The sequence below is a fragment of the Microbacterium sp. NPDC060132 genome (assembly GCF_042729675.1).
In the GTDB taxonomy this organism is placed as follows: Bacteria; Actinomycetota; Actinomycetes; order Actinomycetales; family Microbacteriaceae; genus Microbacterium; species Microbacterium sufflavum.
On the sequence record NZ_JBHWXU010000001.1, the window covers coordinates 369,241 to 395,955 of the forward strand.

Below are 26,715 nucleotides of genomic sequence, written 5' to 3' on the forward strand. Positions count from 1 at the left end.
CGGCAGCGCCTCGCCGCGCGGACCGGTTTGGAACCGGATGCGGCCGGGATGCGGATACCTCTTGTGACCAACGACAACGACATCATCCGTGACTCGCTCACGTCGGCGGAGCGCTTCGCCGAGATCTTCGAGCGACATATCACCGCCGTCACCGCCTACGTCGCGCGGCGGGTCGGCCCCCACGCCAGCGACGACATCGTCAGCGAGACCTTCCTCGCCGCGTTCCGTCGGCGCAAGCGCTACGACATGACCAGGACCTCCGCGCTCCCCTGGCTCATGGGGATCGCGACCAAGGTGCTCGCGCAGCACCGGCGGGCGCAGGCCACGCACTGGCGCGCACTGCACGCCGCGTTCGGCGCCGGCGACGAGGACACGGTCGACGACCTCGACCGCTCGATCTCCCGGCTGGACGCCTCGGCCCAGCTGGAGGATCTGTTCCCCCGGATCGCCGCACTGTCGGCCAGGGACCGCGAGGTGCTGTTCCTGCACGCCTGGGGCGATCTGACCTACCCGGAGATCGCCGCGGCGCTCGGCATCCCCATCGGCACGGTGCGCTCCCGGCTGAGCCGCATCCGCGCGAAACTCTCCGCGCCCCCACCGCCGGCACCCGCGCGCCTCGCGCACGCCCCCCGCTCGGCCACCACACACATCCGCTACGCAGAGACGGAGTCCGCTCATGGACATCTTTGACCAGGTCAGGGAGATCCGGCCCACCTATCCCACCTCCCCCCAGGCGCCCCGCCGGGCGCTGCACCAGGAGATCGCCCGCTCCCGGCGCTCGCGCCCCCTCCGCCGCATCGCGGTGGTCTCGCTCGGCGGTGCCGCCGTCGCCGCCGCCGTCGTGACCGCCATCGCCGTGGCGCCGCCCGGGGTCGTCAGCCAGCCACAGGCCGCGTCGGCCGCCGAGTACCTCACCGAGACCGCCGCGTCCATCAGGGCCGCCGCGGCTGCGGCCCCCGCCTCGGAGATGACCGCGGTCACCATCACCACCAGGCACCTCGGGATGGTCGGCGGCCCGAACACCGTGTTCGCACCCTTCGGCGACATCCGCGCCGGAGCCACCGGCGCCGTCGTGTCGCAGTGGAGCGGCACGTACCGGCTCGACGCCGACGGCACCCTGCACGTCACCGACCAGATCCGCTTCCACTCCACCGACGTCTACGGAGACGAGGCCGCCGTGGCGGCCGCGTGGAACGACTACTACGGCAGCACGGAGATCGGCCCCCTCGGCACGCCACCCGTGGCCGAGGACCCGCACTCGGCGGACTCGCCGCCGGAGACGCTCCCCGTGTCGCCCGCGGACTTCCCGCACGATCCCGCCGCCTTCCTCGAGGCCTGGACCCAGGGCATGAGGGATCTGATGGACGCGGAGATCGCCGAGTCCGCGGAACTCGTCGACGGCGACCTGGAGGCGAGCGGGATCCTCGACCGGACGTACGAGCGGTACGACGTGCCGGCCGCCGAGCACATGCTCTCCACGCTCTCCACCTCGACCCTGCTGCACACGGGATCGCCGGAGTACCGCGCGACCTTCCTCGAAGCCCTCGCCCTCGCTCCGGGCATCACGGTCGAGGAGGACTCCACGGCGGTCAAGGTGCTCGCCTACGCCTCCGACGAGCAGCGCTATCGGCTGTCGATCGACCCGGCGGCCGGTGCCGTCGTCCAGATCGACGAGTTCCTGCTGGCCGTGCCGGGACAGCTGTGGAACCGCCACACGAAGGACGACCCGCCCGTCGAGGTCGGCTCGGCCCCGTTCCTGCCCGACGGCATCCCCTCCCGGTCGAGCACGTTCCGCTCCGCTCCTGCGAGCTGAGCCGCCCTCGCCCCACGGCGCCCCTCCCCGGTCCACCGGTGGAGGGGCGCCGTCGTCGCCCCTCCACCGCGCAGACCTCATCTATTGTTGAGGTCGAGCGAAGGGAGCGCACGATGGAACCCGAAGACCTGCTTCCGATCGGCGAGGTCACCCGGCGCACCGGCGTCGCCCCCTCCGCGCTGCACTTCTACGAGCAGCTCGGCCTCATCTCGTCGACGCGCACCGCGGGGAACCAGCGCCGCTACCGCCGGCACATGCTCCGCCGCGTCTCGCTGATCGTCGTCGCCAAGCGCATCGGCATCCCGCTCAGCGAGGTGCAGGAGCTGTTCCAGACGCTGCCCATCGACACGCCGCCCTCGCACGCCGACTGGCGCCGGGTCGCGAAGCTGTGGCGCACACAGCTCGAGGAGCGTCGCACCCAGCTGGAACACCTGCAGCGCGAGCTCACGGGGTGCATCGGCTGCGGCTGCCTGTCGCTCAAGGCGTGCCGCCTGCTCAATCCCGACGACACCCTCGGCGACGACGGTCCGGGCCCCCGCCGCATCTGACCGGGCACGCCGCGCTCGACGTTCGTCCAGCGCGGATCCGACGATCGGCCAGACCTCTGCGCCGGGCCGCCAGGCCGTCCGAACGGCGTTGTGCCGGTAACGAGTAACCCTTTACCTTCTAGACGGCACACGTCCATCCGTGTTGCCGTCCTCACGGTCGCGGGCTGTCCCGACAGCCAGGCGCGGGTGCGCGTCCGCGAGGGAACCGATCATCACGTCGTCGCACGGTGTCGTCGCGCCGGCGTGATCGACCAACCATTGAAGGGATACCCGTGGATTCCACAGCAGCAGTACTCTCGCGACCACCCGGTCGCGTGCGCCGATTCACGAGCATGCTCCTGGCATCGCTCTTCGTCACCTCGGCACTGGTCGGGGTGAGCACGCTCGGAGGCCCCGCTCCGAGCGCCGAGGCCACCCAGAGCTGGGGCACGACGACGCTTCGTCAGACCAACCAGTTCTTCGCCTATGTCAACGCCGGCGAACAGCTCACCGGCGACATCTCGAAGCTCGTGCGAGGGGTCGATCCCAGTCGGCCACGCTCCGGGCCACATCGCCGTCCGGTGAGACGTTCGAGTGCACCGTGGCCGCCGACGCGGTCGTCGGCACCGCCTGCACGTTCGGCACCCAGACGGCGGCGGTCAGCGGCATCTGGACGATCGACTTCGTCCGTCCCGTCGCCGACTCGCAGGCCGCCGCCGGCACCTTCCAGTGGAACATCACCGTCAGCTCGGGCGGCACGCCGATCCCCGGCCGCGTGTGGTCCGACGACTTCATCATGGAAGACACGGAACCGGCGACCTTCGACCTCTGGTACGTCGGCTCGACGGGCTACCAGTACCGGTCAACGTACTCGGACTTCCGCGGCATCTCGAGCCGGTTCCAGGTGAACCAGTTCGGCAACGTGCTGCCAGGGACGTGCACGCCGTACTACGGCAGCGCGGCCATGGGAGCGCCCACCGGCTCGGAGATCCCCGGCATCGAGCCGAGCGACTCGTGCGGTGTGCCGTACCACATCTTCTTCGAGACGCCCGCGGCCGACCTCCCCGCGTCGGCTTCTGCCGTGGACGGCAGCCACTTCGTGCTGCCCGCGCCGGAAACACCCGACATCTCCGGCTTCGCGTTCGCGCCCGCCGGCAACGACACGCGCGCCGGCACGTTCACCTTCACCACGAGCGGTCACGTCGGTTCGGTCGACCTCTGGGTCGACGCGGACGCCGACGGCTTCTACGGAACCGCGGGCGATCGCCTGATCGCCGTGGCGGTCAACGGGGACGGCGTGCAGACGGTGTCCTTCGACGGACTCGACGCCTTCGGAGCACCGATTCCCGCGACGACGCAGTTCGCCGCGCGCGCCGGTATCTCCAAGGCGGGTGAGATCCACTTCGTCAACTCCGACATCGAGAGCCGCGGCGGCGTCTCCGTGACCGCGATCAACGGCCCGGCGGCCGGGTCGTCCACCCTGTACTGGAACGACACGACCCTGGAGCTCGCGAATCACCGCACGGACTGCCTTCCGCCCGTGATGGACGGACGGGCGGGGACCGCGAGCGCTGTCCCCGGCGGCGTGCACGGCTGGCCCTGCGACTTGAGCATCCAGCCCAACAACGCGAACAACGGCGTCGACGGCCCCTGGGGCGACGTGCGCCACATCGACGACTGGACCTTCACGCCGGTCGACGAGCAGGAGCAGATCATCGTCGCACCCGCGGCGAACTACACCGTGGTGAAGTCGTCCGACCCGGCCGACGGCGAGTCGGTCCAGTCGGGTGATGTGGTGACCTACACGATCGACGTGGCACAGGTGGGCAACGTCCCCGCGGACGCCACGCTCACCGACGACCTCGCGAACGTGCTCGACGACGCCGCGTACAACGGCGACGTCACCGCCAGCACGGGAACGGTCGACGTGACCGGAACCACCCTGTCGTGGAACGGCACCCTCCCCGTGGGCGGGACCGCGACGATCACCTACTCCGTGACCGTCGACGACATGTCCGACCTGCCCGCGGGCGACTACAGTCTCGGCAACGTGGTCACCAGCCCCGGCTGTGCGACCGCGGACGACTGCTCGACGGTGCACCCGATCGGCGCGTACTCCGTGGTGAAGACCTCGGACCCTGCGTCCGGCACGACCGTGTCCGATGATCAGAAGCTGACGTTCACCGTCACCGTCACCGAGACCGGTCAGGGTTCCGTGGACGGCGCGACGCTGACCGACGACCTCTCCGACGTGCTCGACGACGCCACCTGGAACGACGACCTCGTCGCCTCCGCCGGCACGGTGTCCTTCGACCAGGACAGCGAGCAGCTGGACTGGTCGGGCGATCTGGCCCCCGGCGCCGTCGTGACGATCACCTACTCGGTGACCGTCACCGGAGACGGCGACCAGTCGCTGATCAACCAGGTCACCAGCCCCGGGTGCGCCTCGCCCGAGACGTGCGGCACGACGCACCTGTACGGCACCTACTCGGTGGTCAAGGAGTCCGACCCCGCGTCGGGCACCGACGTGGCCCCCGGTGACACCATCACCTACACGGTGACCGTCACCCAGGCGGGTACGGGCGCGGTCGACGCCGTGCTCACGGACGACCTGACCGGGGTGCTCGACGACGCCGTGTGGAACGGCGACCTGGCGGCCGACCTCGGCACCGCGTCGTTCGATCCCGCGACGAACGCCTTCACGTGGAACGGCACGCTCCAGCCGGGCGAGGTGGCCACGATCACCTACTCGGTCGGGGTCAGCGGCGCCGGAGACACCGACCTGCTCAACGTCGTCACCAGCCCGGGCTGTGCCACCGCCGACGTCTGCTCCACGGAGCACTTCGTCGGGGCGTACTCCGTGGTCAAGACGTCCGACCCCGCACCGGGGACGGCCGTCGAGCCGGGGGACGTCATCACCTACACGGTGACGGTGACGCAGACCGGCAGCGGGGCGGTGCAGGACGCCGTCCTCACCGATGAGCTGCCCGAGGTGCTCGACGACGCCACCTGGAACGACGACGCGGAGGTCTCCGCGGGTGACCTCGACTACGACGAGGACACGCAGGAGCTGAGCTGGACCGGCGACCTGGCCGTGGGCGACGTCGTCACGATCACCTACTCGGTGACCGTGACCGCCGCGGGCGACACCAGCCTGACCAACACGGTCACCAGCCCGGGCTGCCTCACGCCGGAGGACTGCACGACGAACCACCTCGCGGGTTCCTACTCCGTCGTGAAGGACTCCGATCCCGCCCCGGGCACCGACGTCGCCACGGGTGACACGATCACCTACACCGTGACCGTCACCCAGTCGGGCCTCGCCGCCGTGACGGGCGCGACGCTCACGGACGACCTGTCCGAGGTGCTGGACGACGCCACGTGGGACGACACGACCACCGCCACCAGCGGTGCCGCGACGTTCGACCCGGCGACGGCACAGCTCGCCTGGACGGGCGACCTGGTTCCCGGCGCCGTGGTGACGATCACCTACTCGGTCACCGTCGTCGAGGGTGGCGACACGACGCTCACCAACGTCGTGACCAGCCCCGGCTGCGAATCCGAGTCGGTGTGCACCACCGAGCACTACACCGGCACCTACGCCGTCGTGAAGAGCTCGGACCCGGTGTCGGGCACGACGGTCGCGGCCGGCCAGGTGATCGACTACACGATCACGGTCACGCAGGACGGTGCCGGATCGGTGGCCGCACTGCTGTCGGACGACCTGACCGGTGTCTTCGACGACGCGTCGTACAACGGCGACGTGGCGGCGAGCCTCGGCACGGTGGCGATGGACGGCGCGAACCTCACCTGGAACGCGACGCTCGCGCCCGGCGAGATCGCGACGATCACGTACTCCGTGACCGTCGGGGCGATCGGATCGGGTGACGGGCAGCTGCCCAACGTGGTCACGAGCCCGGGCTGCCAGAGCGAGACCGACTGCGCCACGGTGCACCAGGTCGGCGCGTACACCTTCGAGAAGACATCGGACCCCGCACCGGGACGGGTCGACCGCGGCGACGTGATCGACTACACCCTGACGGTGCGCCACACCGGCGTCGGACCGATCCCCGGTGCGCGGATCCTCGACGATCTGACCGCGGTGCTCGACGACGCCACGTACAACGACGATGCGGTCGCGTCCGCGGGGACCGTGACCCGTGACGGCGTGGACCTCACCTGGACCGGCGACCTCGTCGCGGGTGACGTGGTGACGATCACCTACTCGGTGACCGTCACGGGCAACGGCGATGGCGACATCGACAACGTCGTCACCACCGACGACCCGCGCGGCGGCTGCGCGGCCAACGAGCCGTGCCGCACCGAGCACGACGTGCCGCCGATGCCGGGCCTGGCCACCACCGGTGGCGAGCTGCCGGTGTGGTCGGTGCCGATCGCGCTCCTGCTCCTGCTGGTCGGCAGCGGCGTGTACGTCGTCGCCCGCCGTCGTCGGAGCGACATGAACGCCGAGTAGTCGACGGTGCTCGACGGGAGCGGGGTGGCCATCCGGCCACCCCGCTCTCGTCGTCTGCGGAGCCGCTTCGACGCATGCCGTGCGGCGTATGCGGGCCGGGTTAGCCTGAGGACAGCGATCGGCATCCGCCCTTGGCTTCCACAGCTCAAGGGCTCCCGATCGACAGGAGAGCATCATCTCTCTCACCCGAACCGCCTCCCCCGCCTCCACCCTCGGCCCCGTCCGCCAGACCTACGCGGGCACCGCCGAATTCCCCCCGATGACACGGGCGTACCGCGACGTGCAGCAGGTGGTGAAGGAGACCGGGCTGCTGCAGCGCACCCCCGTGTTCTACTCGCTCGTCGGCGGCGCCCTGCTGCTGGCCCTCGCCGGGTGCGTCACCGGCTTCCTGCTGCTCGGCGACAGCTGGTTCCAGCTGCTCATCGCGGCGGCGCTAGGCATCGTCTTCACGCAGATCGCGTTCCTCGCGCACGAGGCGGCGCACCGGCAAATCCTGTCGTCCGGTCCCGCGAACTTCCGCCTCGCGCGCATCCTCGCCGGGATCGTCGGCATGAGCTACCACTGGTGGGACTCGAAGCACACCCGCCACCACGGCAACCCGAACCAGGTCGGCCGTGACCCCGACATCGAGGTCGACACGATCTCCTTCCTCGAGACCGATGCCGCGCAGTCCCGCGGCCTCGTGCGGCTGATCACCCGCAAGCAGGGCTGGCTGTTCTTCCCGCTGCTCACGCTCGAGGGCCTCAACCTGCACTACATCGGCCTCAAGCACCTGCTCACCCGCAAGAACGTGAAGGGCCGCTGGATCGAGCTGTCGCTCATCGTCGCCCGGTTCGCGATCATCCTGATCCCGGTGTTCCTGATGCTGCCGCTCGGGATGGCGTTCGCGTTCCTCGGGGTGCAGCTCGCGGTGTTCGGCGTGTACATGGGCGCGTCGTTCGCCCCCAACCACAAGGGCATGCCGATCATCGCGCCCGACGCCAAGCTCGACTTCTTCTCCAAGCAGGTGCGCACCTCGCGCAACATCCACGGCGGCCGCTGGGTCACCTGGCTCATGGGCGGCCTGAACCACCAGGTCGAGCACCACCTGTTCCCCAACATGTCGCGCCTGCACCTGGCGAAGGCGCGGGAGATCGTGCGCGACTACTGTGCCGCCAACGGCATCGCGTACACCGAGACGAGCCTCGTGCGCTCCTACGCGATCGTGATCGACTACCTCAACCGGGTGGGGCTCGCCGCGCGCGACCCGTTCGACTGCCCCGCCGCCGCCCAGCTGCGCCGCGCCTGACCGCCGCCGGCCGACCGGGGGCGCCCTCGCGGCGCGGGAGAATGGACTCCATGTCCGCGCGTTCTCCCCAGCGACTGCTCTCCTCGGTCCGCCGGCTGCTGCACACCGACCCGTCGAGCGTCGCGCACACCGAGGCCCTGCCCGTCATCGACGAGCGCACCGTGCCGCGCGTGCTCGACCTCGCGACCCGCATCGGCGAGTCGATGTTCGCGGTGGGGGCGTCCGCGCACGAGGTGACCCTCGCGATCACCCGCGTGTGCGAGGCCTACGGGCTCAAGGGCGTGCAGGTCGACGTCACCTACAACTCGATCACGGTGTCGTTCCACCTCAGCGGGGAGGTGTGGCCGGAGACCCTGGTGCGCGTGGTGCGGGTCGCCGCCCCCGACCACGCCAAGCTGCAGCGCGTGCAGGCCCTGGTCGCCGACATCGACGCCGGGCTCGACCTGGAGTCGGCCCGCACCGCCTTCCGCGTGATCCGGCGGATGCCGTTCCGCTACCAGCAGCCGGTCGTGATCGTGGCCCGTGCGCTGCTCGCGGTGGGCGTGAGCATCATGCTGGGCGCCTCCCCGATCATCGTCGGGCTCACGTTCGTCGCGGCCCTGTGCGCCGCGCTCACCCAGGCCGGGCTCGCGCGGCTGCGGGTGCCCCTGTTCTTCAGCCAGATCGCGGGCGGGTTCGTGACGACGGTCGTCGCGGTCGCGGTGTCCGCGCTGGGCAGCGCCGGCGTCGAGCCCTTCGTGGGCATCCGGCCGTCGATCATCGTCGCGTCCGGCATCGTGCTCATGCTCGCCGGACTCACCGTGGTCGGTGCAGCGCAGGACGCGATCGACGGTTTCGCGCTCACCGCGGGCGGTCGCATCCTCGACCTCACGATGCAGACCCTCGGGGTCGTGATCGGCATCCTCGTCGGACTGGAGCTGGGCGGCGTGCTCGGCTTCACGATGGGGCTGCCCGACGACCCCGCCCCGTTCGGGCCGCTGCTGAACCAGTTCGCCGGTGCCGTCATCATCGCGGTCGCCGTGGCGGTGTTCAACGGCGCGGGACTGCGGATCATCCTGGTGAGCGCGCTGCTGAGCGCCCTGACGCTCGCCGGGTACGCGGGCACCGTGGCGCTGCACCTCCACCCCGCGGCGGCGAGCGCGGTCGGCGCGCTGCTGGCGAGCTTCGTCGGCATGCTGATCGCGCACAACCTGCACGTGCCGTCGGTCGCGGTGACGACGGCCGCGATCGTGCCGCTCGTGCCCGGGGTCGCGGTGTTCCAGGGGCTGCTGGAGATGGTGCACGCGGCGGGCACTTCCGCCGGGATGCTCGCCACGGGCGGCTCGCTCATCGACGCCGCGGTGATCGGCATCGCGCTCGCCTCCGGCGCCTCCCTCGGCCTCTACCTCGGCACCCCCGTGCGGGCGACCCTCGCGGGCGTCGCGAAAACCAGGGCGCGCGTGCGGCGCTGACGCGGGCGCGGCGGCTCAGGTCGCGCGAGGGGTCGCGGTGAGGTCGAGCGCCCACTCGTTCACGGTGAGGTCGGCCCCGCGGAACCGCTCGGTCGCCACGCCCACGAGCTCGAACCCGCCGCGGCGGCACACCGCGTTGGAGGCCGGGTTGTCGACCGCGGGGAACGCGAGCAGCAGCCTCCGGCCCTCGTGGTGCTCGCGCGCCTCCGCGACGAGGAGGGACAGCGCCCGCGCAGCGACCCTCCGCCCCTGCGCCGCGGGCAGCACGAACCACCCGGTCTCCCATGAGGGGCCCGCGCTTCCCTCGACCTTCCACCGCCCGATCGAGCCGAGCGGCGTACCGCTCTCGTCGACGATCGCGAACATCCGCGCCTCGCCGTCGCGCTGCAGCCGGAGGTACCGCTCGTGACGCGCCAGGATCTCCGCCTCGCTCTCCGGTCCGTTGAGATGCGCGGTCATCTCCGGGGTGTTGGCGGCGTGCAGCAGCGGCAGGTCGGCGGGCGACCACGGCCGCAGGGCGAGGGTGTCCATGCGGGGAGTCTGCCGTCGACCTCCGACATCCGCGACCGATGTCGGAGGTCGCGCCTACCGTCTCCCGCATGCCAGATCCCGTGCCGACGTGGTGGGCGAGACGCCAGTTCTCGCGCGGTGCCGCCGTGCCCTACGCGGTGGGCACCTACCGGTCGGCGTGGTCGGCGTATCCCGAGCTCGTCCGCCAGTACCACCCGGAGCTGAACCACGGCATCGCGCTGTCGCAGGTGCCGCTGGCCGCCGACGTGCTGCTGTGCTGGGAGTGTCCGCTCGGGCACCGGTTCGCGGCCACCCCGACCGAGCAGCGCGAACGACCGGGGCGCGTGCGGCGGCGTTCGTCGTGGTGTCCGGAGTGCTCCGCGCTCGCCCGCCCGCAGCCGGTGGTGCTGGGCGAGGCTCGCGCGCTGCCCGCCCGCCCGAAGAAGCCCGCCCCCGCGCTGTGCACGAAGACCCCCGACCTGCCGAAGGGCACCCCGTTCCTCAGCGCGTGCGCGCCGAAGCCCGCGTCGGCGGCCGAGGCGAAGCTGCGCGCGATGCTGCGCGACCGGCTGGAGTTCACCGATGGCCTCAACGCGATCAAGGTCGTGTGGCCGTTCTTCCGGCACGCCGAGGTGTGGCCCGACATCCTGCTGCCCGAGCTGCGGGTCGCGATCGAGTACGACTCCGTCGGCCGTCACGGGCTCGAGCACGTCGGCAAGCGCGAGGAGGCCGACCGCCGCAAGGACCGCGCGGTGCGGGGCGCCGGCTGGGAGGTCGTGCGGCTGCGCACCGGTCCGCTCGAACCCCTCGGCCCGTACGACGTGCAGCTCACGGGGCTCGGCCGGGCGGCGATCGATCGGCTCGTCGAGCGGCTCCGCGAGATCCGGGGCCCGCTCCTCGTCGACCCGTATCTGCGCGCGTGAGCGCCGCGCTCCCCCGGCGATGTCCCGCGCTTGGTAGCCTGACGACCACCCCGACCCGACCCCGAAAGGCCGCCCCGATGCTCGGCGAGACCGTCACCCTGAACGCCGAGCGCGGCGTCACGCTCACCTGCTACGTGCAGCCCGTCGACGGCGAGTTCGCCGGGGTCACGGCGCGCCCGGCCGTGCTGATCCTCCCCGGCGGCGGCTACCAGTACTGCAGCGACCGGGAGGCGGATCCCGTCGCCTACCCGTTCCTCGCGGCGGGGTATCAGGCGTTCGTGCTGCGCTATTCGGTCGGCGATCAGGGAGCCTGGCCGCGCCCGCTCGACGACTACGAGCAGGCGATGGCACAGCTCACGGCGAACGCCGAGGCGTGGCACCTCGACCCGACGAAGATCGCCGTCATCGGGTTCTCCGCCGGCGGGCACCTCGCGGCGGTCGCGGCGACCATGGCCGAGCACCGGCCCGCCGCCGCGATCCTCGGCTACCCGGTGATCCTGCCGGAGATCGCCGACCGCTGCCGACCGGGCATGCCCTACCCGGCGGAGCACGTCACGGCCGACACCGCCCCCACCTTCCTCTTCCACACGCGCGACGACGACGTGACGGTCGTGGAGAACACGCTCGCCTTCGCCTCCGCGCTGGCCGGAGCCGGAGTGCCCTTCGAGGCCCACGTCTACTCGTACGGTGCCCACGGTTTCTCGACCGGGGCGGCGCACCTGAACCCGCGCCCCCTCTCGCCGCGCGCCCGGAGCTGGGTTCCCGAGAGCATCGCGTGGCTCGACGAGACCCTCGGTGCCCTCACCGCCTCCGGCATCGGCGAGCCGCGGCTGTCGTCCGATAGAGCGACGGGCGGGCGCACACCCGCGTGATTCCGGGACTGGCCGAACGGTCGAGTCCGCACTTCCTCCGGGATGTTGAACCGCACGCCGCCCGCGCGCTTGACTCGGCGTCATGACACACAGCGCCAAGCAGGACTTCGGTGACTTCGTCGCCGAGCACCGCCGCGGGACGGCGGCGGTCCGGCAGCTGAACGTGCTGCTCACGCTGGTCGTGGGCACCGTCGCGATCCTCCTGTTCCTGCTCATCCTGCTCGCGGCGCTCGGTCGGGCCGACCGCTGGGCGACCGTCGCCGTCCCGATCGCCGCGATCGCGCTGATCCCGGTCTGGATCGCGGCGCTGGTCATCCGCTACCTCCCGCTGAACGGACTCGGGATCGCCGCGATCGTCACGGCGATCGGCGCGGTCGCGACGCTCGTGCTCGATCCGGCGATCACGTCGATCCTCGGCGAGCCCGCACCCCTCCCGGCCGATCTGTCGCGCTGGCAGTCCGACACGATCGACGCGAACGTGCTGTTCCTCGTGGTCGCGGGGCTGGTGGTGGTGAGCGCCGCGCTGGGCGTCGCCTCCGTGGTCCAGGCGCGCATCACCCGGGCCGAGGCCAGGGCGCTGCGCACGCCATCGGGTCGGGTCTGACGCGGAACTACTCGGACGCGGACCCCCGGGCGGAGGGTGCCGTCCGTCCGCCCGCGGACTCGTCCGGCGGTGTCGCCCCGACCGCAGCGTCCGCGGCGTCGGCGGGGATCTCCCGCACCCGGCGCAGCGCCGAGAGCAGGACATAGCCGAGCTGCGCGGCGAACACCCCGGTGCACAGCACGATGCACGCGTCGACTCCTACCCCGGCGGCGACCACGGCCCCGAGCGCCGCGCCGACCGGGCGGGCCCCGTACGTGGCGACGACCAGCACCGACGACACCCGGCCGATCATCGACACCGGGGTCACCGCCTGACGCAGCGACGTCGTGCCGATGGTCCACAGCACCGGCCCGAGCCCGAACAGCAGATACGCCGCGAACGCGAACGCCGGCGCCGGCACCCACAGCGTCGCAGCCATCAGGAGCGCGGCGGCGAACCCGCCGAGCGGCCCCAGCATCGTCAGAGCGCCGAGCGCGAACCGTCGCGACAGCACCGGGGCGAGCAGTGCGCCGATCACCATGCCGCCGCCGTACACGGCCATCGCGGCGCCGACCGTCGCGGGGGTCATGCCGAGGCGGTCGAGCGTGTAGACCACGAACACCGACTGCAGCAGAAACCACCCCACGTTGAACACGAAGGAGGTCACGATCATCGGCCGCAGCAGCGCATGCGAGAACGCGAAGCGCAGTCCCTCGCCGATGTCGCGCCAGGGTGTCGTGCGGGGTGCGGCCACGCGGGCGGGGATGTCGGTGCGCGCGAGCACGGCCAGCGCGGCCAGGCAGGCGACGGTCGCCACGACGAACGCGGTGTCGGCGCCGCCCAGCGACACGATGGCACCGGCGACGGCCGGCCCCCCGATGAACGCCGCACTGCGCCCGAGCTCCAGCCACCGGTTCGCGTCGACCAGGCGATCGCGCGAGACGGTGCGCGGAACGGCGGCGGGCACCGCGACGCTGATGCCCATGGTGCCCACGGCTCCCGCGAAACCGAGGGCCAGCAACGACTCGAAGCGCAGGGCGTCGAGGGCGAGGAGGACGATCACCGCCACGAGCGTGCTCGCGCGCAGCGCCTCGGACAGCAGGAGGAGCCGGCGCGGAGACGAACGGTCGACGAGGAGCCCGAACGGGATGGCGAGCAGCAGGAACGGGAGGGTCTGCGCGACCTGGAGCAGCGCCGTGCCCGCGGCGTCGGCGCCCAGCAGCAGCACGGCAGTGAGCGGGACGGCCACCAAGGGGATCTGCTCGGCGAACTGGGTGAGGACGCTCGACCAGGACAGTCGCGTGAACGCCGGAGGCAGCGGAGGGCGGGGGGATCGCGGGTGCATCCCCTCAGCCAGCAGTCCGCCGCCCGAGGTTCTGGCGGGTATCGGACGCGGCATTCCCCACGGCGGCCGCGGATAGGTTGGGAGTCCCACCCGGAAGGACACCCATGACCCCCGTCGTCACCGCCCTCGACCATGTCCAGCTGCCCGCGAAGAACCTGGACGAGGCCATCGGCTGGTACTCGGACGTGCTCGGTTTCCGCGTGCTCACGCACTACGGGACCTACGCCATGCTGCGCCTGGACCCCGGCCTCGACCTCATGCTCTGGGAGGCGGCGGAGTACACGCCGATGCGGGTCACCGTGGACGGCGACACGAAGCCGGCCCTCTTCCTCAAGACGGAGCGCTTCGACGACCTGGCCGCGCGGCTGCGGGCGTCCGACACGCAGATCGCCAGCATCGAGGACCTGGGCTTCGCGCGGTTCCTGAAGTTCTGCGACCCGAGCGACAACTTCCTGGGCGCGATCGCGTTCGCGGGGGAACCGTCCAACGGCAGCGAGAGCGGAACGTCCGCGGGCGCAACGTCGGAGTGAGCGCGAGCCCCGGCGGGTGAGCGCAACCGGCTTGCGCGATCTTGCAAGGACTTGCGTACACTGAGCGCATGTCGAAGCGTCTGGCAGAGGTGGCCCGCAAGGTCGGCGTGAGCGAGGCGACGGTCAGCCGCGTGCTCAACGATAAGCCCGGCGTCTCGGACGCCACCCGGCAGGCCGTGCTCACGGCGCTGGACGTGCTGGGCTACGAGCGGCCCACGAAGCTGCGCGGCGAGCGGGCGCGCCTGGTCGGTCTCGTGCTGCCGGAGCTGCAGAACCCGATCTTCCCCGCGTTCGCCGAGATCGTCGGCGGTGCGCTCACCCAGAACGGCTACACGCCCCTGCTCTGCACGCAGAACGCCGGCGGGGTCACCGAGTCCGACTACGTGGACCTGCTGCTCGCCCAGCAGGTCTCGGGCGTGGTGTTCCTCGGCGGCAACTACACCCAGGCCGACGCCGCACACCAGCACTACGAGCGCCTGCGGGCGGTGAACCTGCCGACCGTGCTCGTGAACGCGCGCGTGCCGGAGCTGCCGTTCCCCACCGTCTCCACCGACGATGTCGCCGCCGCGGAGCAGGCCGTGCTCCACGTGCATCAGCTCGGGCACCGGCGCATCGGTCTGCTGCTCGGGCCGGACGACCACATCCCCTCGCGCCGCAAACTCGACGCCGCCCGCCGACTGCTCGACCAGCTCGGCTCTCCGCTCAGCGACGAGCTCGTGGCGCGCGGCCTCTACTCGCTCGAGTCGGGCCAGGCGGGGGCCGCGCGACTGTTCGCCGCCGGAGCCACGGCCCTGGTGTGCGCGAGCGACCCGATGGCGCTCGGGGCCGTGCGCGCCGCCCGCCGAGCCGGGCTGTCCGTGCCGGGCGACGTGAGCGTGGTCGGCTTCGACGACTCGGCGCTGATGAGCTGCACCGAGCCGCCGCTGACCACCGTGCGCCAGCCGATCGAGTCGATGGGCCGGGCCGTGATCGAGCTGCTCCTCGCGCAGATCGCGGGCACGCCGCAGGCCGCCGACGAGCTGCTGTTCGAGCCCGAGCTCGTGCTGCGCGCCTCCACCGGTCCGCTGCACTGAATCGGCGGCGTTCCGCCGCTCCTCCCCCGCGGGCTCCCCCGGGGGCTTTCGCACGCCCTCGAGTCCTTTCTGTTTTTCATTCTTTTGTCCGGTTCTTGCGTTAATCTCTTCGGAAAGCTACATTCAACTCATCACCGTCGATGAGGAGACCCGTGGACACCGACGTTCTGCGCAGCACCGCCCCCGCTTCCCGGCCCGTCCCCCCGACGGACGAGGGCTGGTGGCGCACCGCGGTGATCTACCAGATCTACGTGCGCAGCTTCGCCGACGGGAACGGCGACGGCATCGGCGACCTCGCCGGCGTCCGCTCCCGCCTCGGGTATCTGAAGAGCCTCGGCGTGGACGCCCTCTGGTTCACCCCCTGGTACCGCAGCCCCCTCGCCGACGGCGGCTACGACGTGCAGGACTACCGCGCCATCGACCCGCGCTTCGGCACCCTGGAGGAGGCCGAGCTGCTGATCGCCGAGGCACTCGAGCTCGGCATCCGCACCATCGTCGATATCGTGCCCAACCACATCTCCGACCGCCACGAGTGGTTCCGGCAGGCACTGGCCGCCGGCCCCGGCAGCCCGGAGCGGGAACGGTTCTGGTTCCACCCCGGCCGCGGCGCCGACGGCTCCGGCATCCCCACCAACTGGGTGTCGAGCTTCCAGGGCGAGACCTGGACGCGCACGCGCAACGCCGACGGCACACCGGGCGAGTGGTACCTGCACCTGTTCACGCCGCAGCAGCCCGACCTCAACTGGAACCACCCCGACGTGCGCCGCGAGCACGAGGAGGTGCTGCGCTTCTGGTTCGACCGCGGCGCCGCCGGTGTGCGCATCGACTCCGCCGCCCTGCCGGTGAAGGACCCCGCGCTGCCCGACCTGCCCGCAGGCTCCGCCCCCGCGGAAAACCACCCGCACATCGACCGCGACGAGCTGCACGACATCTACCGCGAGTGGCGGGCCGTGGCCGACGACTACGCCGGAGAGCGCGTGCTCGTCGGCGAGGTGTGGCTCGACGACGCCGAGCGCTTCGCGCGGTACCTGCGACCCGGCGAGATGCACACGGCGTTCAACTTCGGGTTCATGACCCAGCCCTGGGACGCCGCGGCCATGCGCGCCTCCATCACCCGCACCCTCGCCGAGCACGCACCGGTCGGCGCCCCCGCCACCTGGGTGCTGTCGAACCACGACGTCACGCGCCCCGTCACCCGCTACGGGCAGGCCGACTCGTCGTTCGCGTTCGAGCGCAAGCGCTTCGGCACCGCGACCGACACCGCGCGCGGGCTGCGGCGAGCGCGCGCCGCAGCCCTCCTCGTGGCGGCGCTGCCCGGCAGCCTGTACGTGTACCAGGGCGACGAGCTGGGGCTGCCCGAGGTGGAGCTGCCGCTCGACGCGATCGAAGACCCGATGCACTTCCGGTCGCACGGCGTCGACCCCGGCCGCGACGGGTGCCGGGTGCCGCTGCCGTGGGCGGGCGACGCGAGCCCGTACGGATTCGGCGGTGCCCCGTGGCTGCCGCAGCCCGCCGACTGGGCCGGGCTCACGGTCGACGCGCAGGAGCTCGAGCCCGCCTCCACCCTGCACCTCTACCGCGCGGCCATCCGGCTGCGCCGCGAGGTGCGCGACCTGGCGAACGGCGAGCTGTCGTGGCTCGAGCTCGGATCCGACGTGCTCGCGTTCCGCCGCGGCGACGACACCGTCAGCATCACCAACCTCGGTGCGACGCCGATCCCGCTCCCCGCCCACCACGCGGTGCTGCTGTCCAGCACGCCCCTCGACGGCACCCTGCCGGCCGACGCCACCGCGTGGCTCACGCTGCGCCCGGCGCGCACCGGTCGCGCGCCCCACTGACCCGCACCACCCGATCCGCATCACATGGAAGGACAGACGATGAAGTCACCGAAGAAGGCCCTTGTCGCCGGGATCGCCGTGCTCGCCACGGCGGGCGCACTGGCCGGATGCTCCGCGAACGACACCGGTTCCGGCTCCGACGGCAGGCTCGAGCTGCGCGTCGCGACGTTCCCGCCCGGCGCCGACGCCGCCGCGTACGACGCGTTCGCCGCCCAGGAGAAGCAGTTCGAGAAGGAGCACCCCGACATCGACATCATCGGTGTCGAGTACGAGTGGGAGGGCCCGACGTTCGCCGTGCAGCTCGCGGGCGGCAGCCTCCCCGATGTGTTCACCGTGCCGTTCACCGACTCCAAGACGCTGCTGGAGAACGGCCAGCTCATGGACGTGACCGACGCGATCGACGAGCTCGGGTACACCGACAAGTTCAACCCGATCATCCTCGAGGGCGTCACGGGCGACGACGGCAAGATCTACGGCTTCCCCCGCCAGGCCTACGCCGCCGCGCTGCACTACAACCGCGACCTGTTCGAGCAGGCCGGACTCGACCCCGACGACCCGCCGCAGACGTGGGACGAGATCCGCGAGGCCGCCAAGGCCATCACCGACGCCACCGGTAAGGCCGGCTACGCGCAGATGGCGATCAACAACACCGGCGGCTGGCAGCTCACCTCGCAGACCGTCGCGCGCGGCGGCCGCACGCAGACCGACAACGGCGACGGCACCGCCGAGTCCACGATCGACAACGACGCCACCAAGGCCGCCCTCCAGTTCCTCCACGACGTGAAGTGGGAGGACGGGTCGTTCGGCTCCAAGGTCGACCTCGACTGGGGCACCATCAACCAGGAGTTCGCCGCGGGCAACATCGGCATGTACACCTCGGGCTCCGACATCTACACCGCCCTCGTGCGCGACTTCGGCATGGACTCGGAGATCTACGGCATGACGGTCGTGCCGATGGAGGGCGACGACCCCGGCACGCTCGGCGGCGGCGACATCGCGGTGATCAGCCCCACGGTCGACGACGCCACCAAGGACGCCGCTGTCACCTGGATCGACTGGTACTACATGCAGAAGCTGATGGACGAGGACGCGGCCGTGCAGGACGCGAAGACCCTCGACGAGTCGGGGCAGGCCGTTGGTACCCCGCTGCTGCCGGTGCTCAGCCGTGAGCTGTACGACGAGTCGCAGGTGTGGATCGCGGACTACATCAACGTTCCGGTCGACCAGATGAAGCCGTTCAGCGACCGCATCTGGGACCAGACGCCCGTGGGCGAGCCGAAGGTGAAGACCCAGGAGGTCTACGCGCTGCTCGACGCGGTGGTGCAGACCGTGCTCACCCAGCAGGACGCCGACATCGACGCCCTGCTCGCCCAGGCGCAGACCGACGCCCAGGCGAAGCTCGACGAGTAACGCTCCATGACGATGACGCTCCCCGAGCAGCGGGCGGCGGCGGACACCCCTCCGCCGCCCGCTGTGCGCCCGACCCGTCGCCGCTCGCCGCTCACGTGGCTGCGCGGCGGCGGGCTCGCGAACCTCGTGTTCGTGCTGCCGATGCTGTTCGTGTTCGTGTTCTTCTCGTGGTCGCCGATCGTGCAGTCCGTGATCATGAGCCTGCAGAAGACGAACCTGATCGTCTCCGAGTGGGTCGGGTTCGACAACTACCTCGCGGTGATCGGCGACCCGGAGCTCGGCCGTGCCGTGCTCAACACGCTCTGGTTCGCGGTGCTCGCGCTGCTGTTCGGCTTCCCGCTGCCGCTGCTGATGGCCGTGCTGATGAGCGAGGTGCGGCGCGGCAAGGGCATCTACTCCGCCCTCGCCTACCTCCCCGTCGTGATCCCGCCCGTCGTCGCGGTGCTGCTGTGGAAGTTCTTCTACAGCGCCGACCCGTCCGGCGTGTTCAACACCGTGCTCGGGTGGGTGGGCATCCCGCCGCAGCCGTGGATCCAGGACGCGGTGCAGGCGATGCCGTCTCTCGTGCTGGAGGCCACCTGGGCCGGGGCCGGCGGATCGATCATCATCTACCTGGCCGCGCTGCTCGGCGTGCCGCCTGAGCTGTACGACGCGGCAGAGGTCGACGGCGCCGGCATCGCGAAGAAGGTGTGGCACGTCACGCTGCCGCAGCTGCGCGGCATCCTCTTCATCATGCTGATCCTGCAGGTGATCGCCACCGCGCAGGTGTTCCTCGAGCCGTTCCTGTTCACGGGCGGCGGGCCGGCGGGCGCGACCAAGACCGTGCTCCTCTACATCTACGACAAGGCGTTCCGGAACAGCCTGGGCGGCGACTACGGCGAGGCCACGGCGGTCTCGGTGCTGCTGGCGATCGTGCTGGCCGTCCTGTCCTGGCTCTACTTCCGACTGACCGACCGCTGGAGCACGACGTGAGCCTCACCACCCGCCTGTCCTCCCGCGCCGCGGAACGAGCGGCCGCCCGAGCCGCCGACGCCGTGGGCGACCGCACCGTGATCTCCGCCTCCGAGCGTCGGCGCCCCGGCATCCGCGTCGGCCTCACCCTCACGCACGTGTTCCTCGCGGTGGGTCTCGTGGTGGCCGGTCTCGGGCCGATCCTGTGGCTCGCGAAGTCCGCCGTGACCCCCACCCAGGACACCCTGCAGCAGCCGTTCGCGCTGTGGCCGAACGGCATCGACTGGGCGAACCTGGAGACCGCCTGGAACGACATCCACATCGACCAGTACTTCCTGAACACGGTGGTGATCGCGCTCGGCGCGTGGTTCGTGCAGCTGTTCGTCGCGACCACGGCCGGGTACGCGCTGTCGGTGCTGCGACCCCGCTACGCGCCGATCCTGAACGCGCTCGTACTGGCGACGCTGTTCATCCCCGGGATCGTGCTGCTGGTGCCGCTGTACCTGACGATCGTGAACCCGCCGCTGCCCGGCGACGTGAACCTGCTCAACAACTACCTCGCGGTGTGGCTGCCGATGGGGGCGAACGCGTTCAACATCCTGCTGGTGAAGCGCTTCTTCGACTCGCTGCCGCGCGAGGTGTTCGAGGCGGCACGCACCGACGGTGCCGGGCCGTTCCGGCTGTTCTGGTCGATCGTGCTGCCGATGTCGAAGCCCATCCTCGGCGTGGTGTCGGTGTTCGCGATCATCGCGGCGTGGAAGGACTACCTGTGGCCGATGCTGGTGCTGCCCGACCCCGCGGTGCAGCCGCTGTCGGTGCGGCTCCCGGCGGTGCAGTCGCAGACCGAGCTCGACGTGTTCCTCGCGGCCCTCGCGATCGCGACGCTCATCCCGATCGCGATGTTCCTGCTGTTCCAGTCGGTGTTCCTGCGCTCCGCGGGACTGGGCGGCGCGGTCAAGGGCTGACCGCGCCCCGACGGGGCCGGCGCCGCGACCGTCGCTCAGTGGCCGTGTGCGAGCTGCTGCACGACGACGACGAGAGCGCCGAGCCCCACGAGGATCCCCATCGCGATCAGCTGCTTCCATCCGCTCAGGCCCGTGCGGCGGACCGCGACGTAGCCGATGACTCCCAGGATCGCCAGGTACACCACCGACGCGATGGTGAGCGCGGTCTGCAGCTCGATCCAGTCGAGCACCGCCGCCAGCAGGACGAGCAGCGGGATCGCGGCAGAGCCGATGGCGGTGCCGGTGAGCCGGAGCAGCTCCGTCAGCTCGGCCCCGCGCGGGAAGCGGCCGTGGGTCGCGAGGTGCGCGATCAGGTCGGCCGCGAACCCGGCGAGGGCGATCGCCACGATGCCGACCAGCAGGGTGACCGTGGCCCGCGCGGCGCTGGTGTGCTCCGCGTTCGCGTTCTGCACGAGCACGATGGCGAGCCCGGTGAAGGTGGCGTACACGCGCTCCTTGAGCGCGGCCCGCTCGACGGCCTCGTCGCGCGGCGGCCGAGAGGGGGCGGGTTCCGGCGAGCTCATGTGCGGGATGCTACCAACACGGGACGGCGTTCAGGCGGCCTGGGTGGCCTCGGGCTCAGGCGAGGAAGGAGCCGAGCGCGTCGAGGAGCCCGCGCGTCCCGGCCTCGCGCCCTGGTCCGTCGTCCCAGAACCGGTCGAGGAAGACACCGTGCTCGGTGTGGGTGAAGCGCGTGCCGAGGTCGACCGCCTCGAACTCCAGGGATGCGACCGAGGTCGACATGTGCTCCCCGTCCAGCCACATGTCGTACGCGGTGACGATCCGCACCCGGTCGACGATGTCGGTGTAGGTGGCCACGTACCGCGACACGGGTCCGTCGTGGAACCGCCCCTCGTGGACGTCGCGCCCGCCGACACGGAAGTCGAACGCCCACTCCCGCTCCTCGATGGCGTCCGCGTCGCCCCACCATCCGCGTTTCTGGTCCTCGTCCGCGAACGCGGCCCACACCCGGTCGAGTGGAGCGGGGTAGTCGCGGGTGAGGGTGAATCCGGAGTGCGCGAGCCGGTGCTCCGTCGTCATCGCGGTGCCCTATCGCGTCAGGGTGACGTGGACGACGCCGCTCTCGGCCGCTTCCGTCGTCACGGTGTAGGTGTTCTCGAAGCCGGTCAGGTCGTCCCACAGGCGGTATCCGCGGCCGAGGAAGAGCGGCGCGACCAGGAGGTGCAGGTCGTCGACGAGTCCCGCGCGCAGGAACGCCTGCGCCGTGCGGTACCCGCCGCCGATCCGCACGTCGAGGTCGCCGGCGGCGTCGGACGCCTCGGCGAGCACGTCCTCGATCGCGGCGTCGCGGAAGTGGAACGTGGTGCCGCCGTCCATCGGGATCGATGGGCGGGGGGCGGTGCGGGTGAGCACGTACACGGGGGTGCCGAATGGCGGGGTGTCGCCCCACCAGCCCTTCCAGTCGGGGTCGTCGGGGTGGGAGTGGAGGCCGAACATCCCCGCGCCCATGATCTCGGCGCCGACGCCCTGGAAGAAGGCGCGGGCGTAGCGGTCGTCGACACCGGTGGTTCCGGTGCCGCTGGTGTCGCCGAAGATCCTCTCGCGGAACGTGCGGGTGCCCGCGTAGGCCGCGGTGAGGCGCCCCCAGTCCTCCCCCATGGGGCTGTCGGGTGTGAGGTCGGAGGGCGTGTAGCCGTCCAGGGAGGCGAACAGGTCCATGCGGACGCGGGTCATGTCAGTGCTCCTTCGGGGCGGTGCGGGCGAGGTGGATGCCCAGCCGGTCGGCGCTGTGCTCGGCCGGTGTGCGCTGCTGGCCGAGCCAGAGGTGGAGCACGTCGAGGCCGCCGGGGCGCAGGGTGACGGTGCGGACCCTGCCCTGCTTCTCCGACGTGATCACCCCCGCGGCCTCCAGGACTCCGAGGTGCTGCAGCAGCGAGGGCAGCGTCATCGTGAACGGCGCCGCGAGCTCCGAGACGATGGCGGGCGATGAGGCGAGCCTCTCGACGATCGCCCGGCGCGTGGGGTCCGCGAGGGCGCGGAGCACGGCGTCGAGGTCGTCGGGATACTTAGGCATATACCTAAGTATTAGGCGGGGTGCCTCTCCCGTCAAGACCCTTCGCCGACGCCGAAAGAGGCGAGCGCCTCGTCCACGACCTTCGCCGGGACACCGATGGCGGTGTGACCGTCTTCGATGTCCCACAGCGTGTTCTGCAGCAGCCGCGCGCGCGTCCACGCGGCGGCGCGGCGGCGATCCAGGTCGAGCATCTCGGTCAGGATGTCGAAGCGGCGGCGCACGAGACCCACGGCGTCGGCCGCCCCGCCGGCACTCCACCGGCTGTCCAGGGCGGGCCAGAGGTCGAATCCGGGATCGCCCACGAGCGGCTCGGGGTCGATCGCCAGCCACGGCGCACGGTCGGCGGCGAGCACGTTGCCGTCGTGCAGGTCCCAGTGCAGGAGGCGATCTCCGGGCTCGGGCTGCACCTCCGCGACGGTGCGCACCCACCGGTCGAGCCGCGTGCGGTCGTCGCCGTCGAGCACCCGCGCCGCGGCCGGCGCCGCCTCGATCATCTCCGCCGCGACCACCCCGAGGCGCGGAAGACCCTCGGGGGCGGGTGCGCGATGCAGCTGCCGCAGCAGGTCGCCGATGACCCGGACGACCTCGTCGTCGTCGTCGATCGCGGCGAGTGGTCGCTCGGCATCCAGGCGCTCGAGCAGCATGGCACCCCGGGTTTCGTCGCTGTCCAGAAGGCGGACGGCACCCCGTCCGTCCCAGCGGGTGAGACCGAGGATCGCCGCCGTGGTCTCGGGGCGCGGCACCTGCAGCTTGAGCGCGGCCGGGGCGCCCTCCTCGCCGCGCACCGGCACGACGATGCCCGCCTCCCCCGCCCGCACCTCGCCGTCGGGTCGCAGCGCCCACCGCTGGAAGAGCTCGCGCGCGACCGCGGGGACGGCGCTCACCCACTCCCTGGTCGCGGCGTCGCCGGCCTCGAACCGCTCGCGGATCGGACGCGGAAGAGCGAGTCGGTCCTCGTTGGTCATGCTCGCCAGTCCATCACAGCGCGGTCGGCACGTCGCGTCGATCCCGGTCCGCGGACCCCTGGGCCTCCTCCGGGATCCGTCGCCGCAGCACGACCCCCGCGACGACGAGCGCGACGCCGAGGACGCCCGCGATCGCGAGGGCTCCGACCGCGAGCCCGTCGCGGAGTGCGACCCGCTCGTCGGCGCCGGCAGCGACGAGCGTCGACGTGACCGCCCCGCTGAGAGACGCGACGACCGCCGTCCAGACCGCACCGCCGATCATCCCGGTCGAGTTGGCGAGCCCTGACACCACGCCGACCTGGTCCGGCGCGGCGCCGGACATCGCGAGGCCCATGATCGGCGGGAGCACGGTGCCGATGCCGAGGCCCAGCAGGAGCAGCGGAACGAGCACGTCCGCCAGGTAGCCCCCGTCGACGGGCACGTGCGAGAGCAGCAGCGCACCCGCCAGGAAGACCAGGAGTCCCAGGACGAGCGCGATCCGCTCGCCGAAGCGCGCCGTGACGAACGGGGCGAGGAGGATCGAGGCGATCGCGGTGACGACCGTCAGCGGAACGAACGACAGCGCCATCTGCATCGGGGCGTATCCGAGCACCTGCTGCAGAAGCAGGGTCGCGAGGAAGAAGGAGCCGTAGAGGGCGCCGGTGACCAGGAACTGCACGACGTTCGCTCCCGCGACGTCGCGATCCTTCAGGATGCGCAGGGCGAGCAGTGGCACCCGCGCGGTGCGCTGCCGCACGACGAACGCGATCAGCAGGACGACGGCGACGCCGAGGGCAACGAGGGTCTGGCCGCCCCAGCCGAGGTGCTCGGCCGTGATGACGCCGTAGACCGACAGCGACACCGCCGACACGAGCAGACCGGCACCGAGGATGTCGAGTCCGGCGGTCAGACCGGGGCCGCGACCGCGGGGCAGCAGACGCCAACCGACGACGAGGCTGAGCAGTCCGATCGGGAGGTTGATGAAGAACAGCCACTGCCAGCTGGTCAGCTGCATCAGCACCCCGCCCACGAGGAGCCCGAGCGCACCGCCCCCGGCGAACGTGAAGCTGTAGAACCCGATGGCCCGCGTCTGTTCCCGCTGGCCGGTGAACATGGTCACGATCAGGGCCAGGGTGACCGCGGTGATCATCGCAGCGCCGCCGCCCTGGGCGAAGCGCGAGATCACGAGCATCGTGGCGTTCGACGACAGCCCCGCCGACACCGAGGCGACGGTGAAGACGGACACGCCGATCAGCAGCACGCGCCGATGCCCGATCAGGTCGCCGAGGCGTCCGGCGAAGATCAGCAGACCGCCGTACGCGAGGAGGTAGGCGTTGATCACCCAGGACACCCCGGCCTGGGTGAACCCGAGTTCGCGCTGCATCACCGGCAGCGCGACGTTGACGATGGTCTCGTCGAGGACCGTCATCAGGGTGCCGATGCAGAGGACGCTGAGCGCCGTCCAGCGGGCGCGGGCGGAATTCATGGTGGTGGCCCTTCGATAGGGAAGTGAGGTGGTCAGACAGTAGCAGATGATCTATTTCTAGACGATATAAGTGCGATGCTATTCTGTCGACATGATCGCGCGCACGGTGAGCGACCTCGTGGTGCAGCTGCAGCTGCTGACCCGGTCGATCGAACAGCAGGCCACCGCGCAGTTGGAGACGCAGGACACCACGCTGCGCACGGTGAGCGTCCTCCTCTGCGCCGCAGCCGGCGAGAAGACGCAGAAGGAACTCGCGGAACTGGCCTGCCTCGACAAGTCGACGATGGTGAACACCCTCGATGCCCTCGAACGCGCGGGACTGGCCGAGCGGCGCGTCCTGGCGGAGGACCGCCGTGTGCGGATCGTGGAGGTCACCGACCGAGGGCACGCGATCGTGTCGTCCACCGCCGGCGCCCTCGACGACCTCTATTCGTCGCTGCTCGACCGCCTCCCGGAAGAGGACAGGGAGCCCTTCCTGCGCTCCCTGTCCCGGCTCACGCAGGCCCCGTCGCCTCAGCCGGCGGACGCCGTCGCAGGCTGACGGGCCGGTCGCGTGGCCCTGACCATCGCGTATCCCCACGTCGCGAGACCGAGCAGCGGACCCCAGAGCCAGAACGGGAACATGAGCAGCAGATAACCGGTCTCACCGATCGATCCCGTCCCCTCGACCGCGAACTGCAGCCCGGCAGCCGTGAACAGGACGCTCACGACGCTCGCGGGGATGATGGCCAGCGCGGGCGGGACCCGTCGCCCTCCGAGGCCGGCGAGGCTGCGCGGGAACCGGAGACCCCACGGACGGATGAGGCCCAGCGTGAGCACACCGCCCGCCAGCATCCCCGCACCGAGCACGAGACCCACCACCCGGACGGTGGGCTCTGCGGCGAAGAGTTCCGCGCTCCCCCCGAAGAGCGGCCACGGCGTCAGCCAGCTTGCCCGCGCGACGACATAGGGCAGGGCGCAGGCCCCCGCGGCGACCGTGAGCGACCGGCGGTGTCGGAGCACCGCGATGGCCAGCCGCCCCCGGGCACCAGCGGCCTCGCCGATGGTCCAGATCAAGAGACCGGCGGACGCGACGACGTGGACGAGCGGGACGGCGGCGCCCGGGAGCATCGCACCGAGTGCCTCCGCGACCCGCGGCACGAGCTCGCCCGATCCGGTCGCGAGCGCCGCCGCGGCGACACCGATCAGCCCAGCCCCGAGCAGAAGCCCCCTCCAGGGACGGCGAAGCGCCACCAACACCACCAGGGCGACGATTCCCCCGACCACGCTCACCGCGAAGGCGTACCCCGCAGCCGGGATGATGCCGCCGGGCGTCGTCAGTGCAAGCAGCAGCGCGGCGACCAGCGCCGCCGTGCGGACGAGCCACGGAGGAACACTGCGGAACACCGCCCTGGCGACCAGCGCACCGACCGAGAGGACGAGCGCGGCCAGCGCACCGATGAGCGAGAGGGCGCGTTCGACCCCGGCGCCGAGGTGGCCCGCGAGACTGGAAGGCAGCGGATCGATGCCCGGGACGACCATCGTCGCCAGGGTGAAGGCGGCGACGGCCAGGGCGCCGGCGGCCACGGCGACGAGAGTGCAGAGAGTGACGGGGCGACTCAGAGGTGACATGCCTCCACGCTAGGAATCCGCGGATCCCCCGACCTCGCCCGCAGGAG

25 protein-coding genes are annotated in these 26,715 nt (G+C 71.4%); 16 read left to right on the forward strand and 9 right to left on the reverse strand.

Annotated features, from left to right (window positions below; all coding sequences use genetic code 11):
* Positions 1-63: 63 nt before the first annotated feature.
* From ACFWCH_RS01930 to ACFWCH_RS01955, 6 genes are all read left to right on the forward strand, one after another.
* Entirely contained in the window at positions 64-690 is a 627-nt protein-coding gene (locus tag ACFWCH_RS01930; RefSeq protein ID WP_205814380.1) for an RNA polymerase sigma factor, read from the forward strand.
* Positions 677-1,813 carry a hypothetical protein gene (locus ACFWCH_RS01935; protein WP_136034781.1) on the forward strand — a complete coding sequence of 379 codons (1,137 nt, stop codon included), beginning with the start codon at positions 677-679 and terminating at the stop codon, positions 1,811-1,813. The genes ACFWCH_RS01930 and ACFWCH_RS01935 overlap by 14 nt, the downstream gene beginning before the upstream one ends.
* A 113-nt stretch (positions 1,814-1,926) precedes the next feature.
* Positions 1,927-2,361: a redox-sensitive transcriptional activator SoxR gene (gene soxR, locus ACFWCH_RS01940; protein WP_136034779.1), complete on the forward strand. Its 435-nt coding sequence runs from the start codon at positions 1,927-1,929 to the stop codon at positions 2,359-2,361.
* Between the two features lie 580 nt (positions 2,362-2,941).
* Entirely contained in the window at positions 2,942-6,814 is a 3,873-nt protein-coding gene (locus tag ACFWCH_RS01945) for a hypothetical protein (RefSeq protein ID WP_378802787.1), read from the forward strand.
* Positions 6,815-7,073: 259 nt separating this feature from the next.
* A complete protein-coding gene (locus tag ACFWCH_RS01950) occupies positions 7,074-8,102 on the forward strand; it encodes an acyl-CoA desaturase (protein WP_136034775.1) in 1,029 nt (342 codons plus the stop codon).
* A 50-nt stretch (positions 8,103-8,152) separates the two neighbouring features.
* Positions 8,153-9,553 (forward strand): threonine/serine exporter ThrE family protein, encoded by a 1,401-nt coding sequence (locus ACFWCH_RS01955; protein ID WP_136036643.1) that lies wholly within the window; start codon positions 8,153-8,155, stop codon positions 9,551-9,553.
* A gap of 15 nt (positions 9,554-9,568) precedes the next feature.
* Here the strand turns inward: ACFWCH_RS01955 and ACFWCH_RS01960 are convergent, their stop codons facing one another.
* Positions 9,569-10,084: a GNAT family N-acetyltransferase gene (locus ACFWCH_RS01960; RefSeq protein ID WP_247637728.1), complete on the reverse strand. Its 516-nt coding sequence runs from the start codon at positions 10,082-10,084 to the stop codon at positions 9,569-9,571.
* 68 nt (positions 10,085-10,152) lie between these two features.
* Here ACFWCH_RS01960 and ACFWCH_RS01965 point away from each other — a divergent pair, with 68 nt between their 5' ends.
* From ACFWCH_RS01965 to ACFWCH_RS01975, 3 genes are all read left to right on the forward strand, one after another.
* Positions 10,153-10,986 (forward strand): zinc-ribbon domain-containing protein, encoded by an 834-nt coding sequence (locus ACFWCH_RS01965; protein ID WP_378802788.1) that lies wholly within the window; start codon positions 10,153-10,155, stop codon positions 10,984-10,986.
* Positions 10,987-11,063: 77 nt separating this feature from the next.
* Positions 11,064-11,858 (forward strand): alpha/beta hydrolase, encoded by a 795-nt coding sequence (locus ACFWCH_RS01970; RefSeq protein ID WP_378802789.1) that lies wholly within the window; start codon positions 11,064-11,066, stop codon positions 11,856-11,858.
* 82 nt (positions 11,859-11,940) lie between these two features.
* Entirely contained in the window at positions 11,941-12,462 is a 522-nt protein-coding gene (locus ACFWCH_RS01975) for a hypothetical protein (protein ID WP_378802790.1), read from the forward strand.
* Between the two features lie 7 nt (positions 12,463-12,469).
* Here the strand turns inward: ACFWCH_RS01975 and ACFWCH_RS01980 are convergent, their stop codons facing one another.
* On the reverse strand, positions 12,470-13,786 hold the full coding sequence (locus tag ACFWCH_RS01980; protein ID WP_378802791.1) for an MFS transporter: 1,317 nt from the start codon (positions 13,784-13,786) through the stop codon (positions 12,470-12,472).
* A gap of 104 nt (positions 13,787-13,890) precedes the next feature.
* On the opposite strand from ACFWCH_RS01980, the gene ACFWCH_RS01985 reads away from it, so the two are divergent.
* From ACFWCH_RS01985 to ACFWCH_RS02010, 6 genes are all read left to right on the forward strand, one after another.
* Positions 13,891-14,316 (forward strand): VOC family protein, encoded by a 426-nt coding sequence (locus ACFWCH_RS01985; protein ID WP_378802792.1) that lies wholly within the window; start codon positions 13,891-13,893, stop codon positions 14,314-14,316.
* 68 nt (positions 14,317-14,384) lie between these two features.
* Entirely contained in the window at positions 14,385-15,389 is a 1,005-nt protein-coding gene (locus tag ACFWCH_RS01990) for a LacI family DNA-binding transcriptional regulator (protein ID WP_136035510.1), read from the forward strand.
* A 140-nt stretch (positions 15,390-15,529) separates the two neighbouring features.
* Complete coding sequence (locus ACFWCH_RS01995) at positions 15,530-17,227, forward strand: glycoside hydrolase family 13 protein (protein ID WP_378802793.1); 1,698 nt, start codon at positions 15,530-15,532, stop codon at positions 17,225-17,227.
* 39 nt (positions 17,228-17,266) lie between these two features.
* A complete protein-coding gene (locus ACFWCH_RS02000; RefSeq protein WP_247637734.1) occupies positions 17,267-18,637 on the forward strand; it encodes an ABC transporter substrate-binding protein in 1,371 nt (456 codons plus the stop codon).
* A gap of 6 nt (positions 18,638-18,643) precedes the next feature.
* Positions 18,644-19,609 carry a carbohydrate ABC transporter permease gene (locus tag ACFWCH_RS02005; RefSeq protein ID WP_205812595.1) on the forward strand — a complete coding sequence of 322 codons (966 nt, stop codon included), beginning with the start codon at positions 18,644-18,646 and terminating at the stop codon, positions 19,607-19,609.
* On the forward strand, positions 19,606-20,553 hold the full coding sequence (locus tag ACFWCH_RS02010) for a carbohydrate ABC transporter permease (protein WP_206252735.1): 948 nt from the start codon (positions 19,606-19,608) through the stop codon (positions 20,551-20,553). The genes ACFWCH_RS02005 and ACFWCH_RS02010 overlap by 4 nt, the downstream gene beginning before the upstream one ends.
* Positions 20,554-20,588: 35 nt before the next feature.
* Here ACFWCH_RS02010 and ACFWCH_RS02015 read toward each other — a convergent pair whose 3' ends face one another.
* The 6 genes from ACFWCH_RS02015 to ACFWCH_RS02040 are packed head-to-tail and all read right to left on the reverse strand — an operon-like array spanning position 20,589 to position 25,057.
* The gene (locus ACFWCH_RS02015; protein WP_136034750.1) at positions 20,589-21,116 is read right to left on the reverse strand and encodes a hypothetical protein; all 528 of its coding nucleotides are present in this window, start codon (positions 21,114-21,116) and stop codon (positions 20,589-20,591) included.
* Positions 21,117-21,171: 55 nt separating this feature from the next.
* Positions 21,172-21,633, reverse strand: coding sequence for an SRPBCC domain-containing protein (locus tag ACFWCH_RS02020; protein ID WP_136034748.1), 462 nt, complete (start codon positions 21,631-21,633; stop codon positions 21,172-21,174).
* A 9-nt stretch (positions 21,634-21,642) separates the two neighbouring features.
* A complete protein-coding gene (locus tag ACFWCH_RS02025) occupies positions 21,643-22,287 on the reverse strand; it encodes a dihydrofolate reductase family protein (protein WP_378802795.1) in 645 nt (214 codons plus the stop codon).
* A gap of 1 nt (position 22,288) precedes the next feature.
* Entirely contained in the window at positions 22,289-22,627 is a 339-nt protein-coding gene (locus tag ACFWCH_RS02030) for a helix-turn-helix transcriptional regulator (protein WP_136034744.1), read from the reverse strand.
* A gap of 32 nt (positions 22,628-22,659) precedes the next feature.
* On the reverse strand, positions 22,660-23,592 hold the full coding sequence (locus ACFWCH_RS02035; protein WP_378802796.1) for an aminoglycoside phosphotransferase family protein: 933 nt from the start codon (positions 23,590-23,592) through the stop codon (positions 22,660-22,662).
* Positions 23,593-23,605: 13 nt separating this feature from the next.
* A complete protein-coding gene (locus tag ACFWCH_RS02040) occupies positions 23,606-25,057 on the reverse strand; it encodes a DHA2 family efflux MFS transporter permease subunit (protein WP_378802797.1) in 1,452 nt (483 codons plus the stop codon).
* A 91-nt stretch (positions 25,058-25,148) separates the two neighbouring features.
* Between ACFWCH_RS02040 and ACFWCH_RS02045 the strand changes: the two genes are divergently transcribed.
* Positions 25,149-25,598: a MarR family winged helix-turn-helix transcriptional regulator gene (locus ACFWCH_RS02045; RefSeq protein ID WP_136034738.1), complete on the forward strand. Its 450-nt coding sequence runs from the start codon at positions 25,149-25,151 to the stop codon at positions 25,596-25,598.
* Here the strand turns inward: ACFWCH_RS02045 and ACFWCH_RS02050 are convergent.
* Positions 25,571-26,668, reverse strand: a complete 1,098-nt coding sequence (locus ACFWCH_RS02050) for a hypothetical protein (protein ID WP_378802798.1) — start codon at positions 26,666-26,668, stop codon at positions 25,571-25,573. The genes ACFWCH_RS02045 and ACFWCH_RS02050 overlap by 28 nt on opposite strands.
* Positions 26,669-26,715: the final 47 nt, after the last annotated feature.

Excerpts from the sequence above, each read along its gene's own strand:
- ACFWCH_RS01995 (WP_378802793.1), top strand. The coding sequence starts at position 15,530 with ATGAGGAGACCCGTGGACACCGACGTTCTGCGCAGCACCGCCCCCGCT.
- ACFWCH_RS01965 (WP_378802788.1), top strand. The coding sequence starts at position 10,153 with ATGCCAGATCCCGTGCCGACGTGGTGGGCGAGACGCCAGTTCTCGCGC.
- ACFWCH_RS01935 (WP_136034781.1), top strand. The coding sequence starts at position 677 with ATGGACATCTTTGACCAGGTCAGGGAGATCCGGCCCACCTATCCCACC.
- ACFWCH_RS02005 (WP_205812595.1), top strand. The coding sequence starts at position 18,644 with ATGACGATGACGCTCCCCGAGCAGCGGGCGGCGGCGGACACCCCTCCG.
- ACFWCH_RS01960 (WP_247637728.1), bottom strand. The coding sequence starts at position 10,084 with ATGGACACCCTCGCCCTGCGGCCGTGGTCGCCCGCCGACCTGCCGCTG.
- ACFWCH_RS02025 (WP_378802795.1), bottom strand. The coding sequence starts at position 22,287 with ATGACCCGCGTCCGCATGGACCTGTTCGCCTCCCTGGACGGCTACACG.
- ACFWCH_RS01980 (WP_378802791.1), bottom strand. The coding sequence starts at position 13,786 with ATGCACCCGCGATCCCCCCGCCCTCCGCTGCCTCCGGCGTTCACGCGA.
- ACFWCH_RS02050 (WP_378802798.1), bottom strand. The coding sequence starts at position 26,668 with ATGTCACCTCTGAGTCGCCCCGTCACTCTCTGCACTCTCGTCGCCGTG.
- ACFWCH_RS01985 (WP_378802792.1), top strand. The coding sequence starts at position 13,891 with ATGACCCCCGTCGTCACCGCCCTCGACCATGTCCAGCTGCCCGCGAAG.
- ACFWCH_RS01955 (WP_136036643.1), top strand. The coding sequence starts at position 8,153 with ATGTCCGCGCGTTCTCCCCAGCGACTGCTCTCCTCGGTCCGCCGGCTG.
- ACFWCH_RS01970 (WP_378802789.1), top strand. The coding sequence starts at position 11,064 with ATGCTCGGCGAGACCGTCACCCTGAACGCCGAGCGCGGCGTCACGCTC.
- ACFWCH_RS01990 (WP_136035510.1), top strand. The coding sequence starts at position 14,385 with ATGTCGAAGCGTCTGGCAGAGGTGGCCCGCAAGGTCGGCGTGAGCGAG.
- ACFWCH_RS02045 (WP_136034738.1), top strand. The coding sequence starts at position 25,149 with ATGATCGCGCGCACGGTGAGCGACCTCGTGGTGCAGCTGCAGCTGCTG.
- ACFWCH_RS02040 (WP_378802797.1), bottom strand. The coding sequence starts at position 25,057 with ATGAATTCCGCCCGCGCCCGCTGGACGGCGCTCAGCGTCCTCTGCATC.
- ACFWCH_RS01975 (WP_378802790.1), top strand. The coding sequence starts at position 11,941 with ATGACACACAGCGCCAAGCAGGACTTCGGTGACTTCGTCGCCGAGCAC.
- ACFWCH_RS02035 (WP_378802796.1), bottom strand. The coding sequence starts at position 23,592 with ATGACCAACGAGGACCGACTCGCTCTTCCGCGTCCGATCCGCGAGCGG.
- ACFWCH_RS02000 (WP_247637734.1), top strand. The coding sequence starts at position 17,267 with ATGAAGTCACCGAAGAAGGCCCTTGTCGCCGGGATCGCCGTGCTCGCC.
- soxR (WP_136034779.1), top strand. The coding sequence starts at position 1,927 with ATGGAACCCGAAGACCTGCTTCCGATCGGCGAGGTCACCCGGCGCACC.
- ACFWCH_RS02015 (WP_136034750.1), bottom strand. The coding sequence starts at position 21,116 with ATGAGCTCGCCGGAACCCGCCCCCTCTCGGCCGCCGCGCGACGAGGCC.
- ACFWCH_RS01950 (WP_136034775.1), top strand. The coding sequence starts at position 7,074 with ATGACACGGGCGTACCGCGACGTGCAGCAGGTGGTGAAGGAGACCGGG.
- ACFWCH_RS02030 (WP_136034744.1), bottom strand. The coding sequence starts at position 22,627 with ATGCCTAAGTATCCCGACGACCTCGACGCCGTGCTCCGCGCCCTCGCG.
- ACFWCH_RS02020 (WP_136034748.1), bottom strand. The coding sequence starts at position 21,633 with ATGACGACGGAGCACCGGCTCGCGCACTCCGGATTCACCCTCACCCGC.